The 17,840-nt window shown below is 28.6% G+C and carries 18 protein-coding genes; 3 read left to right on the top strand and 15 right to left on the bottom strand.

Going from position 1 to position 17,840, the window contains the following annotated elements:
• From hydG to GFJ41_RS01250, 4 genes are all read right to left on the bottom strand, one after another.
• Complete coding sequence (hydG, locus tag GFJ41_RS01265; protein ID WP_021429230.1) at positions 1 to 1,377, bottom strand: [FeFe] hydrogenase H-cluster radical SAM maturase HydG; 1,377 nt, start codon at positions 1,375 to 1,377, stop codon at positions 1 to 3.
• A 13-nt stretch (positions 1,378 to 1,390) separates the two neighbouring features.
• Entirely contained in the window at positions 1,391 to 2,443 is a 1,053-nt protein-coding gene (hydE, locus tag GFJ41_RS01260; RefSeq protein WP_035113709.1) for a [FeFe] hydrogenase H-cluster radical SAM maturase HydE, read from the bottom strand.
• 278 nt (positions 2,444 to 2,721) lie between these two features.
• Entirely contained in the window at positions 2,722 to 4,122 is a 1,401-nt protein-coding gene (locus tag GFJ41_RS01255; protein ID WP_170074405.1) for a [FeFe] hydrogenase, group A, read from the bottom strand.
• 205 nt (positions 4,123 to 4,327) lie between these two features.
• Positions 4,328 to 4,504, bottom strand: coding sequence for a (2Fe-2S)-binding protein (locus GFJ41_RS01250; RefSeq protein WP_035113714.1), 177 nt, complete (start codon positions 4,502 to 4,504; stop codon positions 4,328 to 4,330).
• A gap of 176 nt (positions 4,505 to 4,680) precedes the next feature.
• On the opposite strand from GFJ41_RS01250, the gene GFJ41_RS01245 reads away from it, so the two are divergent.
• Positions 4,681 to 5,295: a DUF4397 domain-containing protein gene (locus GFJ41_RS01245; protein WP_170074404.1), complete on the top strand. Its 615-nt coding sequence runs from the start codon at positions 4,681 to 4,683 to the stop codon at positions 5,293 to 5,295.
• 14 nt (positions 5,296 to 5,309) lie between these two features.
• Here GFJ41_RS01245 and GFJ41_RS01240 read toward each other — a convergent pair whose 3' ends face one another.
• Positions 5,310 to 5,810 (bottom strand): hypothetical protein, encoded by a 501-nt coding sequence (locus GFJ41_RS01240; RefSeq protein WP_035113717.1) that lies wholly within the window; start codon positions 5,808 to 5,810, stop codon positions 5,310 to 5,312.
• A 118-nt stretch (positions 5,811 to 5,928) separates the two neighbouring features.
• Here GFJ41_RS01240 and GFJ41_RS01235 point away from each other — a divergent pair, with 118 nt between their 5' ends.
• Complete coding sequence (locus tag GFJ41_RS01235; protein WP_170074403.1) at positions 5,929 to 6,741, top strand: carbon-nitrogen hydrolase family protein; 813 nt, start codon at positions 5,929 to 5,931, stop codon at positions 6,739 to 6,741.
• A gap of 26 nt (positions 6,742 to 6,767) precedes the next feature.
• Here the strand turns inward: GFJ41_RS01235 and GFJ41_RS01230 are convergent, their stop codons facing one another.
• Genes GFJ41_RS01230 through GFJ41_RS01220 form a run of 3 tightly spaced genes read right to left on the bottom strand, consistent with a single transcriptional unit; the run spans position 6,768 to position 8,025 of the window.
• Positions 6,768 to 7,208 (bottom strand): DUF134 domain-containing protein, encoded by a 441-nt coding sequence (locus GFJ41_RS01230; RefSeq protein ID WP_025161383.1) that lies wholly within the window; start codon positions 7,206 to 7,208, stop codon positions 6,768 to 6,770.
• On the bottom strand, positions 7,178 to 7,651 hold the full coding sequence (locus GFJ41_RS01225; RefSeq protein ID WP_170074402.1) for a Fur family transcriptional regulator: 474 nt from the start codon (positions 7,649 to 7,651) through the stop codon (positions 7,178 to 7,180). Before GFJ41_RS01225 ends, GFJ41_RS01230 begins: the two co-directional genes overlap by 31 nt.
• Before the next feature lie 17 nt (positions 7,652 to 7,668).
• Positions 7,669 to 8,025 carry a NifB/NifX family molybdenum-iron cluster-binding protein gene (locus tag GFJ41_RS01220; protein ID WP_170074401.1) on the bottom strand — a complete coding sequence of 119 codons (357 nt, stop codon included), beginning with the start codon at positions 8,023 to 8,025 and terminating at the stop codon, positions 7,669 to 7,671.
• 183 nt (positions 8,026 to 8,208) lie between these two features.
• On the opposite strand from GFJ41_RS01220, the gene GFJ41_RS01215 reads away from it, so the two are divergent.
• Positions 8,209 to 8,832: a GntR family transcriptional regulator gene (locus tag GFJ41_RS01215; protein ID WP_035113728.1), complete on the top strand. Its 624-nt coding sequence runs from the start codon at positions 8,209 to 8,211 to the stop codon at positions 8,830 to 8,832.
• Positions 8,833 to 8,893: 61 nt separating this feature from the next.
• Here GFJ41_RS01215 and GFJ41_RS01210 read toward each other — a convergent pair whose 3' ends face one another.
• The 7 genes from GFJ41_RS01210 to GFJ41_RS01175 form a co-directional block, all read right to left on the bottom strand.
• A complete protein-coding gene (locus tag GFJ41_RS01210; protein ID WP_185948575.1) occupies positions 8,894 to 10,435 on the bottom strand; it encodes a BCCT family transporter in 1,542 nt (513 codons plus the stop codon).
• A 168-nt stretch (positions 10,436 to 10,603) separates the two neighbouring features.
• Positions 10,604 to 11,389 carry a PIG-L family deacetylase gene (locus GFJ41_RS01200; protein WP_170074399.1) on the bottom strand — a complete coding sequence of 262 codons (786 nt, stop codon included), beginning with the start codon at positions 11,387 to 11,389 and terminating at the stop codon, positions 10,604 to 10,606.
• A gap of 159 nt (positions 11,390 to 11,548) precedes the next feature.
• On the bottom strand, positions 11,549 to 12,331 hold the full coding sequence (locus GFJ41_RS01195) for a PIG-L family deacetylase (protein WP_035113733.1): 783 nt from the start codon (positions 12,329 to 12,331) through the stop codon (positions 11,549 to 11,551).
• Positions 12,332 to 12,460: 129 nt separating this feature from the next.
• Entirely contained in the window at positions 12,461 to 13,234 is a 774-nt protein-coding gene (locus tag GFJ41_RS01190; RefSeq protein WP_170074398.1) for an EFR1 family ferrodoxin, read from the bottom strand.
• A gap of 104 nt (positions 13,235 to 13,338) precedes the next feature.
• Positions 13,339 to 14,682, bottom strand: coding sequence for a M20 family metallopeptidase (locus tag GFJ41_RS01185; protein WP_170074397.1), 1,344 nt, complete (start codon positions 14,680 to 14,682; stop codon positions 13,339 to 13,341).
• Between the two features lie 167 nt (positions 14,683 to 14,849).
• The gene (locus GFJ41_RS01180; RefSeq protein WP_170074396.1) at positions 14,850 to 17,468 is read right to left on the bottom strand and encodes a cation-translocating P-type ATPase; all 2,619 of its coding nucleotides are present in this window, start codon (positions 17,466 to 17,468) and stop codon (positions 14,850 to 14,852) included.
• Between the two features lie 213 nt (positions 17,469 to 17,681).
• Positions 17,682 to 17,828 (bottom strand): hypothetical protein, encoded by a 147-nt coding sequence (locus tag GFJ41_RS01175; RefSeq protein WP_170074395.1) that lies wholly within the window; start codon positions 17,826 to 17,828, stop codon positions 17,682 to 17,684.
• Positions 17,829 to 17,840: the final 12 nt, after the last annotated feature.

Genomic DNA, 17,840 nt, shown 5'->3' with positions numbered 1-17,840 from the left:
CTATAAGTAGAAATCTCTTTCTCCTTTTTTCATTTTTTCCATACTCTCTTTAGTTCTTTCTTTTATATCTTCTCTTTCAATATTTTCTACTTCCGTGCTTATAATTGCTTGCGCTTTATCATATAGCTCTTTGTCTCCATAATCTAATGTAAATTCAAGCAATGTCATTAATGCATTAGGCTCACAAACATATTTAATGTTTCCTGATTTAGCAAGTTGCATAAATCTATCTCCAGTTCTTCCCTTTCTATAACAAGCAGTACAGTAGCTTGGTATGTATCCATCACTTAAAAGTTCTTTTAATATTTCTATTGGACTTCTCTCATCGTTTGTTTTAAATTGTTTACTCTCTTTTCCTTCTTCTCTATCCTTATATCCTCCAACTCCAGTTGATGATCCTGCTGAAATTTGACTGACTCCATAACGTAATAACTCTTTTCTCATAGCTGCAGTTTCTCTAGTTGATAATATAAGACCTGTAAATGGTACTGCTATTCTAAGTATTGCAACAATCTTTTTAAACATATTATCATCTAATAAGTTTGGATAATTTTCAAGAGTAACCCCTGTTGCTTCTTGAAGTCTTGGGACTGATATTGTGTGGAATCCAACCCCAAATTTTTCTTCTAAGTGAGCATTATGCATCATAAGTGCTAAGACTTCAAATCTTGGATCTGCTAGTCCAAATAGTACCCCTGCTCCTACATCATCAATTCCAGCTTCCATAGCTCTATCAAATGAAGTTAAATGATAGTTATAATCCCCCTTTAATGATTTCGGGTGCATATTATCATAAGTCGGCTTATGATATGTTTCTTGGAATAATATATATGTTCCTATCCCTTTTTCATGTAATGCCTTATAATTTTCTACAGTTGTAGCTGCTATATTTACATTAACTCTTCTTATTTCACCATTTGCATTTTGAGTTTTATATATAGTATCTAGACATTCCAAAACATAATCAATCGGAGCATTTACTGGGTCTTCACCTAATTCAAGTGCTAATCTTTTATGCCCCATTTGTTCTAAAATTTTAACTTCTTCTGCAACTTCATCCATAGTTAATCTTCTTCTGCAGAACTCATTATCTCTTCTATATCCACAGTAAACACAGTTATTTACACAGTAATCACTTACATAAAGAGGTGCAAATACAACTATTCTTTTCCCATATATATCTCTTTTTATCTCACCTGCTAAAGAATATATTTCTGATAAATCTTTTTCATCTTCTGCTTGTAATAAAATAGCTATATCTTTATATGATAATCCTTCTCTTTTTTTTGCTCTACTTAAAACTTCTTTAATTTCTTCATTTGATGGATTTTTAGTTTCTTCTAATATATTATATATTTCTTCATGATTTATAAACATAATACAATCTCCTTTATTCTTTAATAAATTCAGGATTATCTCCTCTACTCACTTCTATCTCAAACCCAGCTTCATTTATCTTTTTTTCTATCATAACGCGATATTCTGCATCTTCATCTAATATATATGCTTTATTATCATATAAAGAGTATTTTTCTCTTACAGACATAGGCGATAAATTTGGCATTATTACATTTCCACCAGCCTTTAATCCTTCTTCTCTACCATGTTTATCAATGCTAGAAAGTGCAGTAGTTGCTGGTAATAGTACATTTGGTAGTAATAATCTTACTATACTTAAACATATAACTGTTGTTTCTAAACTTCCATGTTCATAATCTTTAAGAGGTGTATCTTTATGTGGTATGAAAGGTCCTATTCCACACATCGCTGGTTCAAATTCTTTTACAAATCTCAAATCATTAACTAAATCTGAATTAGTCTGATTTGGAATTCCAACCATAAATCCTGCCCCAGATTGATACCCTATTTCCTTTAAATTCTTTAAACAATTTCTACGTTTTTCAAAAGGTTCTCCTGGATGTATGCTTTCATATAGATCTTTACTAGCACTTTCATGTCTTAATAGGTATCTATCAGCACCTGCATCATATAGTTTTTTATACGATTCATAGCTTCTTTCTCCTAATGATAAAGTTATTGCATTATGTGGGAATTCACTTTTTATAGCCTTAATGATTTCTATAATTTTTTCATCTGTAAAATATGCATCTTCTCCACCTTGTAATACAAAGGTTTTATAGCCTAATTTATCACCTTTTCTCACACATTCAAGCACTTCATCTAAGTTTAATCTATATCTTTGCGCTTCTTTGTTGTGTCTTCTTAATCCACAGTATAGACAATCTTTTTGACAGAAGCTTGTTAGCTCTATAAGACCTCTCATGTAAACTTTATTTCCATAGTATTTCATTCTAGTTTCATGAGCTCTTTTAATTAGCAGTTTCTTTGATTCATCATCTATATTATCTAATAAGTACAATAATTCTTCTTTTGTTGCATCATTAGTTTCATATAGTTTTTCTATAATAGCTTTAACATCCATAAATTCACCTCAATTTTAATTATTATAAAATCAATATCCAAACATAATATTTAAAATGAGCATTTTATCTTAAATACTATATTTAAACATTAATTCCTCTAATATTAAGACTATTTATAGTTTAAATATATTTAGTAATATTGTGGTATTATATGTTTATATTTTTTGCTTATAACCAAATAATACCACAATTTTCACTTTATTGTTCTTCTATTTTATAAGACAAAGTTGTAATATTACTTATGTACACTTAGACAAGTAATATTACAACGACTCTCTTATCCTATATCACTTACATTGTTATCTTCTTTTAATCCTAGCATATCATGTTTAGATTCAAAAGTAGTGTGTAAAAGTTCATGTGATAAATGTGATAAAGGTTGCTTAAAGAATTCCTTATATACATTTATTACATCTGGATTTTCATAACTACATTTTACAGCTATATGCTTATCTTTGTCGTATAATCCCTCTATACGTTTTAATCTCATTTCATTTGATATTCTAGCTTTCATTTTAGGTTGGCCAGCTCCACCTATACATCCGCCTTTACAAGTCATCACTTCTATAAAATCATATTCAACTTCACCTGATTTTAATTTTTCTATTAAAGTTCTAACATTTGCAGTCCCTTGAACAGCAGCTAATCTTAAAGTAGTATCTCCTATAGTAAGTGTTGCTTCTTTTACATCTTCAAGCCCTCTAACTGGATTAAAATGTAATAATTCTTTGTGTGGATTCTCATGAGTAAGTATATTGTATACAGTTCTGACCGCAGCTTCCATAACCCCTCCACTATTACCAAAGATTATACCAGCTCCACTACCAAGACCTAATATATTATCAAATTTAGATCCTTCTAAAGCATTAAAATCTATTTCTTCATCCCTTAACCATTGCGCAAGTTCCTTAGTTGTTAATATTATATCATTATCTCGCATATTTTCAGACTTATTGTACTTAGCTGAAGCATTCATCTCTGGTCTATCAATTTCATATTTTTTAGCAGTACAAGGAGTTATAGTAACATTTACTATTTTTTCTGGGTCTATATTAGCTTTTTGTGCAAAGTAAGTTTTTATAACAACTCCTTGTATCCCTATTGGACTCTTTGTTGTTGATAAATTAGGTATTAATTCTGGGTAAAAAGTTTCTGCAAATTTAACCCATGATGGACAGCAACTTGTAAATTGTGGAGTTTTACCTTTTCCATTTTTTATACGGCTTACTAACTCATTAGCCTCTTCCATTATAGTCATATCTGCACCAAATGTTACGTCAAATACATAGTCTCCACCTAATTTTCTTAAGGCATCAACCATTTTATCTTCTACATAAGCGCCTTCTTCTAAATTAAATTCTTCTCCAAGTGCAACTCTAACAGCTGGAGCTGTACTAAATATAACAATTTTTTCAGGATCATTTATAGCTTCTTTAACTCTATCTACATCAATAACTTGAGTTATGGCTTTTTTAGGACAAGCTTGCACACACTGACCACAGTTTATACATATAGCTATGTCCCCAGTCTTTTCTAAATCAAAATATCCATTAACTCCAATTTCATTTTCACATACTCTTTTGCATAATCCACATTTTATACATTTATCAAAGTCAATTTGTATAGATGGGTTGTCTAGTTCTATTGGAACTACCTTTTCTGTAAATAAGTGTTTCATATTAAATCTCCTTTAGTGTTTGTTTGATTCATAAAGTAAAATATTAAATTAACTTTAACTTAATTGCATATTTCGACAATTAAACAGTTACTAGAGTTTATACCCAAAAAAATTAACTTCTATCATATTTTTTATTGTAATTTAGTAAAAAAATACCGTCTACCCCTAAACATTTTGGAATAAACGATATCTTAATTTCATTTTTTTATTTATTTTCTTCTATTAATTTTTCAATAGTAGCCTTACATCTTCCACCATGGCAAAATCCAGTTGTAGCTCCAGTTGCATCCTTTACTCCTTCAACACTATTAGCACCATTTTTTATTGCATCTACTATAGTTTCTTTTGTTATTCCTTTGCATAAGCATACTTTTTCTGACATTTTAAATCCTCCTAATACGTTTTATATTAATTTCTTATATTCTTATTATACCCATATAATAATGATACTAACTACTATTTTTAATTTTATATTATTTTTTGTGATAAGAACAAATATATAAACTTTTTCATACTCTATATAAGTGAGGTAAATTGTATAAAGGGGGAATTATATAAATGGATTGTTTTAAAACTCAAGAAGGAAGTTCTATCGTAAGAGTTATTCATGCATCTCCTAATGCACCAGAAGTTGATGTTTATATAGATGGGCAATTAGTAGTTGAGGACTTGTCTTTTACTAATTTTTCTGATTACTCTTATTTAGAAGAGGGAATGCATACAATACAAGTAACACCTACAAATGATTCATCAACTGTTGTTATAAATAAAATGGTGGATGTTCCTGATGATAGAATTTTTACTATAGCAGCCGTTGGAAATTTAGAAAATATAGAACTACTATTAATAGAAGATGATATAAATGAAGTGCCTTCAACTAAGGAGGCCACTCTTAGGGTTGTTCATCTATCTCCTGATGCACCTAGTGTTAATATTCTTGCTAATAACACTACTCTATTTGAGGATCTTAATTTTAAAGAGAGCACTGACTATATTAAAGTACCTGCTGGTATGTATGACATAAATGTAGCTTTATCTGAAAATGGAGATACCGCACTTTCAAGTAAAGTAAACCTTAAAGCGAACAGAATATATACTATATTTGCGATAGGTAATCCTCCAAATTTAGGATTAATACAATCAGTAGATGTAAATACCTATCTATGTAGATAAAATAAAAAGGACAGTTAACTGTCCTTTTTATTATTTATTATTACATTAATTAAATTAAATATACTCATTCCTATAGTTTCATCTTGCGTCAAACTCCACTTTATATACTTTTTAAATTTCTCCCAAGTTAAATATTTGTTTAAATTTTCACTATGTATTTTTTTAATTTCATATATTACTTTGACTGCCTCAAATTTTTCTTCATTATTTAAACTACTATTGCTTTCTATATTTTCCTGTACACTACTTATTAACTTATCTACATTTATATACTTATCTATATATTTATTTAATATTTCATCTCTTTTATGTTCAAGATTTCTCATTAAAACCTCAAGATCTTTTTTTGTAAAATTCCATACCCTACCATTTGATAGTTCTATATCGTCAATACTGTCTTTATATTTATCTGTAAGTTCTTCTATAGCTATAACAATTTCTAAGTAATTATTATCTCTTAGTGTTTCTTCACACCTTTTTATATCTGAATTTATATTAACTAAAAAATCATTCAATAGTTTTATTCTCCTTCCTCACTTAAATGTAATTAATATTATATCATTAAGATGCCATATCATATAAAATTATATTAAGATAATATTATAGAGTATATGAAAGGCTGGTTAAACACATATGAGTAAATGTAAAATAGCCATCGTACAAATGAGTGTACATGAAAATAAATCTACAAATCTTAAAAATCTAGAATCTATATTAAATGAAATTTCAAAAGATATTGTTGATATGGTTATACTTCCTGAAATGTTTTGTTGCCCTTATGAAACACATAAGTTTCCTTTATATGCAGAGTATGAAAATGGAGATACTTTTACATATTTATCTAATTTAGCAAAAGAAAATAATATATATTTAGTTGCTGGATCTATGCCGGAGTTAGATAAGGAAAATAATATTTATAATACGTCTTACGTATTTAATAGAGAGGGTGTAAGGATAGCTAAGCATAGAAAAATTCATTTATTTGATATGCAACTAGGTGATAAATTTGTGCATGAATCTAAAACTATAACTCCAGGTAATAATGTAACTGTTTTTAATACTGAGTTTGGTAAATTCGGACTTTGCATTTGTTATGATTTAAGATTTCCTGAAATATTCAGAACAATGGTCAATGAAGGTGCTAAAGCAATTATAACACCAGCTGCTTTTAATATGAAGACAGGGCCTTGTCATTGGGAATTATTGTTTAAAGCTAGATCTGTTGATAACCAAGTTTATACAATAGGATGCGCTCCTGCTAGAAATTATGATGATGCATACATTTCATTTGGAAACTCTATAGTTGTTTCTCCTTGGGGTGATATTGTGAATAAGTTAGATGAAAAAGAAGGCTTCTTTATTTGTGATATAGATTTTGATTATGTTGATAAAATCAGAAATGAACTTCCTGTTCTTAATCACCGCCGACTAGATTTATATAAATAAAACTATCTCTATATATAGAGATAGTTTTATTTATTCTTATCACACCACTTTTTACAAATTCCAGCTTTTTTGCTACATATAACCTCATCAGATCCACAAGATGGACACTTGTGTTTATCTTGTTCATAATTTATTTCATATAATTCTCCGCAATTAAAGCACTTAAACTTACAAAAGCTTGCTCTATAGTTACCACCGTCAATTTTTATAGCTTTTCCATCAGTTAATGCTATAGCAACTTTTTTTCTAGCACTATCTATTATATTTTGAAAAGTTTGCCTAGATACTTGCATTCTTTTAGCACACTCTTCTTGATTTAAATCTTCTATATCTTTAAGTCTCATAGCTTCTAGTTCTTCTAGCTTTAAAGTCATTTCATCTACTTTGCACCCTTTCTTATCTAATGGTGTAAAATATGTATCTTCGGGGAAAAATTCTACCCGTCTAAATTTTGTTGGTCTTGCCATTTAATATCCTCCTTGCATTTATCACATATACCTGTAAACATAATATCAGAATCATCTATTTGGAAATTTTCTTCAAATTCAACTTTTCTTATTATACCAATATAATCAATATTTATATCTTTATTGTTTATATCAATTATACTATCACATTTAGAACACTTAAAGTGTATATGAAATGGGTTTTTGCTAAAAATTTTCATTTCATAATAAGTTATATTGTCTATATCTATCTTTTTTATTATGTTTAATTCTATAAATAAATTCAAGGATCTATAAATAGTAGCAAATCCTATATTTTTTTGTTTTAACTTGTTATATATATCTTTTGCACTTAAGTGATGTCTACTACTAATCATAACTTCTAATATTAATATCTTTTGGGGTGTTACTTTATGTCCACTTTTGCTTATTAACCTTTTTAAATATTCTAAATTATGATCCATAATTAATCCCTTTTATTCTATTCATTGCAGTATCCTTCGTGTTCATGATCTGTACATACAAAACCTGTTGATTTTAAACTTCCATTTATATATTTTTCTATAGCTTCTATAAAATTTCCTTGAGCTCCAACTACTACTTCGATATTATTTTGTTTAAATAATTGTTGCGCTGTTTCACCCATCCCCCCAGATATTATAGTATTTACATTTAGTTCTTTTAAAAATACGGGTAAATACCCAGGTTTATGCCCTGGATTTTTAACAAACTTTTCTTCTACTATTTTTCCATCTTGTACTTCACAAGTATAAAATCCTTCACAATGACCAAAATGTCCACTCACTAATTTACCTTCACATGCAACTGATAATTTCATAAATTTTACTCCTTTTTGTTTTTGGCATTTGCTAATTAAATCTTAACACCTCTTTTTATTATTGTCAAATGCCAACAATAAAAAATTATTATTTTATATATATAAAATGTCTATAGACATCCATTTACATGAGGTATACAATATTTAAGTGTTAGAATATATTTATATAATTTTGGAGGAATCATGGAAAAATCGTATACTATGCCTATATATCAAAAAATTGCTATAGATATAGCAAATAATATATGTAATGGTTATATAGCTGAAGGAACTACTCTTCATGGAAGGTCTGCACTTGCTGGAAAATACAATGTATCTCCTGAAACAATTAGAAGATCTGTAAAAATACTTGAAGATTTAAAAGTTGTTGAAAGTATAAAAGGTAAAGGAATTATTGTCCTATCTCGCAGTAAAGCTGAATCTTTTTTAAAAAAATATCAAAATATAACAAATGTTTCTTCATATAAATCACAATTGTCAGAGCTTCTTAGTTCAAGAAGTCAATTAGAATCTCAAATTCTAGAAACTATGAATAAAATAGTAGACTACTCTAGTAGGTTATCTACAATAAATCCTCTTGTTCCTTTTGAGTTTCTAATAAAGTCTAATTGTAAATTAATAGGTCAAACACCAGGCCAAACTAACTTTTGGCAAAATACTGGTGGAACTATTGTTGCGATTAAAAGAGGTGAAGAACTTATAATATCTCCTGGACCTTATATTGAATTTTTAGAAAATGATATACTTATGGTTATTGGTGATACTCATGTCAATACATCTGTACCTATGTTTCTTTATGAAAAATAATTACAAAAAAGGAGTATCTTAAGCTGATTATATAATCATTTTAAGATACTCCTTTTTATATTTAATAAGCTTCTTTTTTTATTTTAACTACAGGCTTTTTATATTCCTTTTTACTTACAAATTCTTTTTTCGCTTCATTTTCTACTTTAAATTCTGTTTTTAATGCTTTTGTTATCGATACTATACTCACTATCATTATTATAGCAAATGGGAATGCAGAAACTATAGACACAGTTTGTAATGTTTCTAGCCCTCCAGACATTAGTAACGCTAAAGCTAATAGCGCTTGTATTATACCCCAAGTAATTTTCTTTTTATTACTTGGATTTAAATCTCCATTAGATGTAAACATTCCAAGTACATAAGTAGCTGAATCTGCTGATGATATAAAGAATGTACATAATAGTACCATAGCTACTAATGATAGTATATTTCCAAATTGATAATTTGAAAACACTTTAAAAAGTGCCGTTTCAGTTACCATAGTTGCATCTTTTGCAAAGTCTAATCCTAAATTAGTACCTAATGTCCCAAATACAGAAAACCAAACTATACATGCTAACGCTGGTACCAAAGTTACTCCAATTATAAATTCTCTTATAGTTCTTCCTTTAGATATTCTTGCTATAAATATTCCTACAAAAGGTATCCAAGCTATCCACATCGCCCAATAAAATACTCTCCACTGAGCAATCCATTCACCTGTAGGATCCATATATAAACTTTGAGATATAAATTGTTCTACATATAATCCCATTCCATTTGAGAAGTTTGAAATCATATGTGTAGTAGGTCCAATAATAGCTGCTCCGAATAATAATAAAGCCGCTAAAGCTAGGTTTATATTTGATAATAATTTTATACCTTTATCTAATCCACTAGTAGAACTTTTAATATATAAAACTGTTGCTATTGCTATTATAACTATTTGCAAATATATAGTATTTTTTATTCCAAACATATATTCAAGTCCACCTGCAATTTGCATTGTTCCCATACCTAAAGATGTCGCTATACCTGTTACTGTTGTAAATACAGCTAAAATATCTATAGTTTTTCCTATAGGCCCCTTTACCCCTTCTTCTCCTAAGATAGGTAAAAATACACTACTTATTAACCCCGGTGCATCTTTTCTAAATTGAAAATATGCTAATGATAATCCCATTATTGCATAAGCAGCCCATGGAGTTACTCCCCAGTGTATAAACGATTGTTGCATTGCAAAGTTTGTGGCCGCTAAGCTTCCTGATTCTACACCTATTGGATTTACAAAATGCTTCATAGGTTCTACTGCTCCGAAAAATACTAATCCTATTCCCATTCCTGCTCCAAATAGCATAGAAAACCAAGATAAGTTACTAAATTCCGGTCTATCCGTATCTTTTCCTAATCTTATATTTCCATATTTACTAAAAATTAAAAAACCTGCAAAAATAACTAATGCTAACATAACGATTAGATATACCCAGTTAAAATTATTTACTACTATATTAAATCCTTTATTAGATATATTTTTAAACATTGTAGGTGATACAAGACCTAATATTACAACTACACTGGTCAGTAATAAAGATATATTAAATACAATATTATTTTTTTTCATACTCAACCTCCGATATATTTTTTATGTCAAAAGTAACAACTTTAATTTCTGAACAAGTTTTTTCTTGAAACAACTTAATCTTAACATAAAGTTGTTTCTTTTGCAAATTTACATCAATTAAAAGATGCATATAAGTAAATTTTAAAAATTTACTTATATGCATCTTTCCTAGTAAATACTTAACACCGATTTATATTGAGGATCATTATATAGATGATCAAAGTACGTGTGAGCTGATATATATCCGATTCCATAAAGCTGTTCTTTTTCATTTCTTATTCTATATGAATTAAGGGCACATTTTATTTTAGCTTTATCTTCTATAGTGTCTGATAAGTACACGTCTCTTTGGCTTTGGGGAATATATTTAACATACGAAGGTTTAAGGAAGTATCTAGCATCATTTACTTTTCCTTCATCACTAAGTTTCTTTAAAACTTCTCCGTTTTTTCTGTGCATTGGATGATTGTCATATTTATAGTGTTGAGCTATATGAGTAACACTGCCAAATTTATTTTCAAAATCTAATATCGTATTTTCCATAAGGTCAAAGTGTGGTTTCTCTTCTTTTGTTTTATCAGCTAGAATTATTATATTACTACTTTTTACTCCTAAACTTTTTAAAGCACATTTAAATTCATTATTTCTTAAACAACACTTTTCTCTTCTATTTATACCTTTAAATTCTGGCATTTGATCAAATGCATTAACTCCTGATCCATCTGAAACTAATACAATATATACATTGTCTGCTCCACAAGTATTTATAGCTTTAAGTATTGCACTACCTCCCCAAAGTACTTCATCATCTTGATGTTGAGGATAAAAAACTACATGACTGACAAGTTTCTTATGTTCAAGTTTTTCACTTTTAAACTCTTGAAACTTAACTCCAAGCCCAATTATAAAAATAATTAATATTAGAACACCTATTCTAATATTTGTTTTTTTCATATTATCCACCACCTAGTGTCGTTGTTAAAAAATTTATGATTTACTACTAAGTGTACTTATTTTTTCACTCTTATTTATAAATATTCATTTCTTATTTAATTGCCACATTAAACTAATAAAAAAACTATCTAAAATTAAATAATTTTAGATAGTTTTTTATTAGTATCTACTTAATACTGATGTATATTGAGGATCATTGTATAAATGATCAAAATATTTATGAGTTGACATATATCCAATTCCATAAAGTTGTTCTTTTTCATTTTTTGTTTTGTATGCATCTAAAGCACCTTTTACTTTTGCTTTATCTTCTTCATTATTTGCTGTGTATATATCCCTTTGATCTTCTGGTATATCTTTTACATATGCTGGTTTTACAAAATATCTAGCATCTTTTACTTTTCCTTCATCACTAAGTCTTTTTAAAACCACTCCATTTTTTCTATGCATTGGATGATTATCATACTGATAATGCTGAGAAACTTGAGTAACACTACCAAACTTATTTTCAAAATCTAATATAGTTTTTTCCATTAAATCATAATGAGTTCCTGTTTTTTCTGTTTCATCTGCTAAAATTCTTATATTACTATTTTTAACTCCTAAGCTGTTTAATGCTGCCTTAAATTCATTATTTCTTAAAATTTCTTTTTCTTTTCTACTTATCCCTTTAAATTGTTCAAGTTGATTAAATACATTTACACCTGAACCATCTGAAACTAATACAACATATACATTATCTGCTCCACACTCTCTTATAGCTTCTATAATTGCACTTGATCCCCATAGAGTTTCATCATCTTGATGCTGAGGATAAAAAACTACATGATCCTTAAAATTCTTATGCATTGGATCTTCAGCTTCTCCATATACAAACTTAGCACCTAATCCTATTATTAAAATAATCATCATACAAATAACTATTTTTATCTTCTTGCTCATTTTCGCACCACCTAATATCTTTTATAAGGGGTTTATACCCTTTAGATATTTATAGTACACATTTTTACAATATATTTCTACATTTTTGTCGTTTTTGTTCCATTTCTGTAATATTTTGCAATATTTCCTTCATTTTATATAATCTTCGATTTTATATGGTATAAAAGACTCATTTTTAAATAAAATAGCATTTGTCGGACATCTATGAATACATTTTTCACATCCTATACACTTATTATAAAACTCTATATTTTTTTCATTCATAACTATATTATTAGTAGGACACTCTTTTTCACATATCTTACAATTTATGCATTTACTTGTATCTACAGAAAAATTTCTCTTTGCATATTTTTTAGCGTAAATCAAAAAACTATCATAAACTAATTTCGTTCCAACAGTGATTTTTTTATAATTTATATCACTTCTTTTATCATTTACGAAATCTTTAACAATAGCTTTTACCTTGTTTGGTGCTAAATCTAAAACTTTTTTTATCTCCTCATCTGTATCTCTTTTGAAAAATTTATGATAATAGTTATTAGGCATTTGTATAGATGTATTTATAACTACATCTAGCCCTTTTTTATTTAATAGTTTTGCTAAATAAACTCTACCTTCACTATGTTTATCTCCTGCTAGTGTGTGATATACTATACACTTTTTAGGCTCATTGGGTATATTTTTATTTATCCAATCAGTAAGTATTCTTGGTAACATCTCTGCATGTATAGGACCTCCAAACACATAGAAATCATATTCTTTCTTTAATCCACTTTCTTTTTCTATATTTATAACATCCAAGTTTATATTTAGTCTTTCAAATTCTTCTTTGAAAATCTTAGCTATGTATTTAGAGTTTCCAGTTCCTGAAAAAAACACAACTGCTCCATTTTTTAACATCTAATCATCCCCTTCCTTTTAACTATTATTAATTATTTTTTATTTTTATTACAAATAAGGAACCTTTCAATTATAGAAAGGTCCCTTATTTATTATACATCAAATTATCTAGTTAGTTCATATAATGTAAGCGCATAAATTTCAGTAGCTTTTATTATATCTTTTATTTCGACACATTCATTCGGTTGGTGTTCTGTTTTTTTGCCCCAAGGAAATATTGCTCCAAATGCAACACAGTTATCTATAGCTCTTGCGTAAGTAGCTCCTCCAGATGCCATAGGTGTTGAATCGCAATTTGTTTCTTGTTCGTATACTTTTCTCAAAGTTTTTATTAAAAAATGGTCACTAGGTATATATATTGATTTAAGCCAATCATATTCAATATAATCTAATCCATAATTATTCGCTTTTTCTCTTAATGCACTTACAAATTCATCTTTTTCAACTGTAACAGGTATTCTAACATCTAAATAAATTTTTTCACCATCTTCATTTAAATCAATTTTCCCTAAATTAAGAGTTAACTTACCTGATACATCTTCGCAATTTGGCAATATATAATTTGCATGTGCATCTTCTTTTATTACTTCAGATATAAAATCTATAGCTGGAGTGTTTATTCCGATATTTTTAAGTGCTATACACAACCTAGATATAGAATTTATGCCTTCATTACATTTTTGCGAATGCACACTTTTTCCTATAACTGTTATAGCATTTTCTTCTTTTTTATATTCAAATCCTAATTTATCTAATTCACTTTCTAATTCAACTAAATTTATACTGTTGTATGTAGCTTTGCTTGGAACTGCATTAAAAGCGTCTCCTGCTTTTAAGTTTACTTTTGATGCTTTATTTGATGATAATATACATTGTAATAATCCTTTTTCAGCATTTATACAAGGAAATGCACTATCTGGTGTAAATCCAAAACTAGGTATCTCTTCTTTATTTTCATTGTACTTAGCCATGTCTCTCCATAAAGTTTCTTCATCTGTTCCAAAGATAAATCTAACTCTTTTATTTAATTTAAAGCCTGAATCTATTATTGCCTTTGTTGCATATATAGCCGAAATAGTAGGCCCTTTGTCATCTTGAGTTCCTCTTCCATAAAGCTTCCCATCTATTATGGTTCCCTTAAAAGGTTCTACATTCCATGCACTTAAATCTCCAGCTGGAACTACATCTAAATGCCCTAAAATCCCTACTAAGTCTTCGCCTTCTCCTATTTCTGCATAGCCATAATATCCTTCTTTATCTTTATAAGTTTTAAATCCTAATTTATCACACAAATCTAACATATGGTTTAGTACATCATCTATATCTTTTCCAAATGGATATTGCTTACTTTCTTCACCAATTACACTTGGTATTTGTACACTTTCAATAATTGAATTAACCATTTCATCTTTAATATTTTCAACGCTTTTTATAATTTGATCTCTCATATCACATACCCCCTTATTCAAAATCTACTCTCAACTATAATTATATCAATTTATATTTTTATTTCTATAAATAATACATACTATTTATTTTAATATGAAATAATAAAACGGCTGAATATAGACATTTTAACTTCCATATTCAGCCTTATTGTTATTTAAAATAATTTTTATTTTCTTTTTAAAAACTCACTTATCTCCATAGAACATGTGGATAAAACTGCAAGTCCAAAACAAATTAATAATATGTTAAAGTTAAAGCTATAAGGAATGTTGAATATTTCTCTCATAAAAGGAAGCTGTGTTGACATAAACATTGTCAAACAAATACAAACTGCACCTAGCACGTATTTATTACTAGTAAATCCTAATTCAATTATTGATTGAGTATTAGATCTAGAAGCAAATGTCTGCATTATTCTAGAAAGTGTAAGTGTTGAAAATGCCATTGCAACACCTAATTCATGAGAATATCTAAGCCCTATTAATTGAGCCATTATTGTAACTGCCCCAATTATATACCCTCTAGTTAAAACAAATCCAATTGTATCTTTAGTTAATATCTTTTCATCTTTATCTCTTGGCGGATTATCCATAACACCTTTTTCAGGCTCTTCAAGTCCTAGTGCTATTGCTGGCAATGAATCTGTTACAAGGTTTATAAATAGTAGCTGGATTGTAGTAAATGGATTTGGTAATCCTGCAATTACAGCAAATAATATAGCTATTATTCCTCCTAAATTTCCTGAGAATAAATACGCTATTGATTTTTTAATATTTGTATAAACAGTTCTACCTACTTCTATTGCATTTACTATAGTTGCAAAGTTATCATCTACTAAAATCATATCTGATGCATCTTTTGCTACTTCTGTTCCACTTCCCATTCCTATACCTATATCTGCTTGTTTTAAAGCTGGAGCATCATTCACTCCATCTCCTGTCATTGCACAAACTTTTCCTTTTCTTTGCCATGCTTTTACTATTCTTATTTTATTTTCTGGTGAAACCCTTGCAAACACTGATATTTTCTCTAAATCCTTATCTAACTCTTCATCAGTTAATGCATCTAGTTCATGCCCTGTTAATGCCATATCTCCATTTGTAAATAACCCGATATCTTTAGCAATAGCTTTTGCCGTTGTCTTATGATCCCCTGTTATCATAACAGTTTTTATACCAGATTTTTTAGCATTTTTAACAGCTGGATAAACTTCTTTTCTTGGTGGATCTATCATCGCTGTAAGTCCTATTAAAGTTAGATTTTCTTCATCATTTGGTGTCGGGATAAAACCTTCGTCTTTAATACTTTTGCTAGCAAAAGCTAAAACTCTTAATGCTTTATTAGAAAATTCTTCATTCATACGCTTATATCTATTTAAAATCTTATCATTTACTTTAACTACTTCATCTCCTACTAATGCATATTTGCACCTACTAAATATTACATCTGGAGCTCCTTTTGTAAACATAACTACATCTTCATCTAACTTATGTACAGTAGACATTCTCTTTCTTTCACTATCAAATGGTAATTCACTTATCCGAATATTTTCATTTCTTATTTGTTTATAATCAAAACCTTTTTTATTTGCATAATTTATAAGAGCAATTTCTGTAGGATCCCCTATTTCAACCCCTTCACTAGTTATATCTGAATCATTACATAAGCTTGAGCACATTATTATAAACTCCTCTTGCTTTGATAATGCTTTTGCTGCTGCTGCTTCTAAGCTTATATTATATGCTAGTGATCTTTCCGGATTATATATATATGTATCTACAACTGTCATCTTATTCTGAGTTAAAGTTCCTGTTTTATCTGTACATATAACACTTGTTGATCCTAAGGTCTCAACTGCTGGTAACTTTCTAACTATCGCTTGTCTTTTAGCCATAACGTTTGTCCCAACTGCAAGAACAATCGTTACTATAGATGATAATGCCTCAGGTATTGCAGCAACTGCTATAGCAACTGCAAACATAAATGAGTCAATTAATTTAGCTCCCCTTAATACATCTATTAGAAATATAAAAGCTGCTAATATTACTATACCTACACCAAGTTTTTTACTAAACTCGTCTAATTTTATTTGAAGAGGTGTTTGCTTACTTTCTGCATTTTCAAGTAGATCTGCAATTTTTCCCATTTCAGTATCCATAGAAGTTTGTGTTACTACATACTCGCCTCTTCCATAAACGACCATAGAACCACTGAAAACCATATTTTTTTGATCCCCTAATGCTACATCCTTTAATATCTCTTTGTTATGCTTTAAAACTGGTTCTGCTTCACCTGTAAGCATACCTTCTACAACTTTAAGAGTTTGGGATTCTATAATCCTTCCATCAGCAGGAACATAATCTCCAGCTTCTAAAATTATTATATCTCCTGGTACTATATCTTTCGAATTAACTGTTATTTTTTTATTGTCTCTGATAACTTTTGCATTTGGAACTGATAGTTTTTTTAAACTTTGAAGTGAACTTTCTGCTTTTTTAGTTTGTACTACAGATAGTATTGAATTTAAGATAAGTACTGCAAATATAATTAAAGATTCCATACCTTCGCCTAAAAATATTTGTACAAGTGCTGCTATTAATAAAATAATAACCAATGGATCTTTAAATGTTTCTAGGAATAACATCCAAATAGGCACCTTGGATTTTTCTTTTAATTCATTCGGCCCATACTTTTTTAGCAATTCACTTGCTTTCGATGAGCTCAATCCTTTTAAGCTAGAATTTACCTGGCTTAAAGTCTCCTCTACACTTTTTTTATAAAACATATACTTCCTCCACCTACATTAATTTAAATAAAATTATTAGCTAAATTTGCTAAAATACAAAAAACCCAAGCAAAATTTTATGGTCTTTAAAATTCACTTAGGCGTCTATAATCTCTTTTTAATATATATTTATATAAACATTATATACGTTTAATTTATTTTTGCAATACGTTGGATAAAAAAAGAGTATCGAAATTTTCGATACTCTTTTTATTAAGCTTCTAATTGTAATTTTATTATTTGTTCTAAACAAATATAAAATTTAATTATACTCATCATGTGGTTTATTATATACTTTATAAAAATGGTTGGAGAAGTTAATATAAGAGTCGTTATTGTCATTACTATAAACTCATACATATATATACCTCC

Source organism: Paraclostridium dentum, assembly GCF_012922555.1.
GTDB classification, from domain to species: Bacteria; Bacillota; Clostridia; order Peptostreptococcales; family Peptostreptococcaceae; genus Paraclostridium; species Paraclostridium dentum.
The sequence above is the reverse complement of the archived record's forward strand: the minus strand, read 5'-3'. Positions and strand labels throughout refer to the sequence as shown.

Excerpts from the sequence above, each read along its gene's own strand:
- GFJ41_RS01195 (WP_035113733.1), bottom strand. The coding sequence starts at position 12,331 with ATGAGCAAGAAGATAAAAATAGTTATTTGTATGATGATTATTTTAATA.
- GFJ41_RS01245 (WP_170074404.1), top strand. The coding sequence starts at position 4,681 with ATGGATTGTTTTAAAACTCAAGAAGGAAGTTCTATCGTAAGAGTTATT.
- GFJ41_RS01180 (WP_170074396.1), bottom strand. The coding sequence starts at position 17,468 with ATGTTTTATAAAAAAAGTGTAGAGGAGACTTTAAGCCAGGTAAATTCT.
- GFJ41_RS01200 (WP_170074399.1), bottom strand. The coding sequence starts at position 11,389 with ATGAAAAAAACAAATATTAGAATAGGTGTTCTAATATTAATTATTTTT.
- GFJ41_RS01225 (WP_170074402.1), bottom strand. The coding sequence starts at position 7,651 with ATGGATCATAATTTAGAATATTTAAAAAGGTTAATAAGCAAAAGTGGA.
- GFJ41_RS01190 (WP_170074398.1), bottom strand. The coding sequence starts at position 13,234 with ATGTTAAAAAATGGAGCAGTTGTGTTTTTTTCAGGAACTGGAAACTCT.
- hydG (WP_021429230.1), bottom strand. The coding sequence starts at position 1,377 with ATGTTTATAAATCATGAAGAAATATATAATATATTAGAAGAAACTAAA.
- GFJ41_RS01220 (WP_170074401.1), bottom strand. The coding sequence starts at position 8,025 with ATGAAATTATCAGTTGCATGTGAAGGTAAATTAGTGAGTGGACATTTT.
- GFJ41_RS01210 (WP_185948575.1), bottom strand. The coding sequence starts at position 10,435 with ATGAAAAAAAATAATATTGTATTTAATATATCTTTATTACTGACCAGT.
- GFJ41_RS01215 (WP_035113728.1), top strand. The coding sequence starts at position 8,209 with ATGGAAAAATCGTATACTATGCCTATATATCAAAAAATTGCTATAGAT.
- GFJ41_RS01250 (WP_035113714.1), bottom strand. The coding sequence starts at position 4,504 with ATGTCAGAAAAAGTATGCTTATGCAAAGGAATAACAAAAGAAACTATA.
- hydE (WP_035113709.1), bottom strand. The coding sequence starts at position 2,443 with ATGGATGTTAAAGCTATTATAGAAAAACTATATGAAACTAATGATGCA.
- GFJ41_RS01185 (WP_170074397.1), bottom strand. The coding sequence starts at position 14,682 with ATGAGAGATCAAATTATAAAAAGCGTTGAAAATATTAAAGATGAAATG.
- GFJ41_RS01255 (WP_170074405.1), bottom strand. The coding sequence starts at position 4,122 with ATGAAACACTTATTTACAGAAAAGGTAGTTCCAATAGAACTAGACAAC.
- GFJ41_RS01235 (WP_170074403.1), top strand. The coding sequence starts at position 5,929 with ATGAGTAAATGTAAAATAGCCATCGTACAAATGAGTGTACATGAAAAT.
- GFJ41_RS01175 (WP_170074395.1), bottom strand. The coding sequence starts at position 17,828 with ATGTATGAGTTTATAGTAATGACAATAACGACTCTTATATTAACTTCT.
- GFJ41_RS01230 (WP_025161383.1), bottom strand. The coding sequence starts at position 7,208 with ATGGCAAGACCAACAAAATTTAGACGGGTAGAATTTTTCCCCGAAGAT.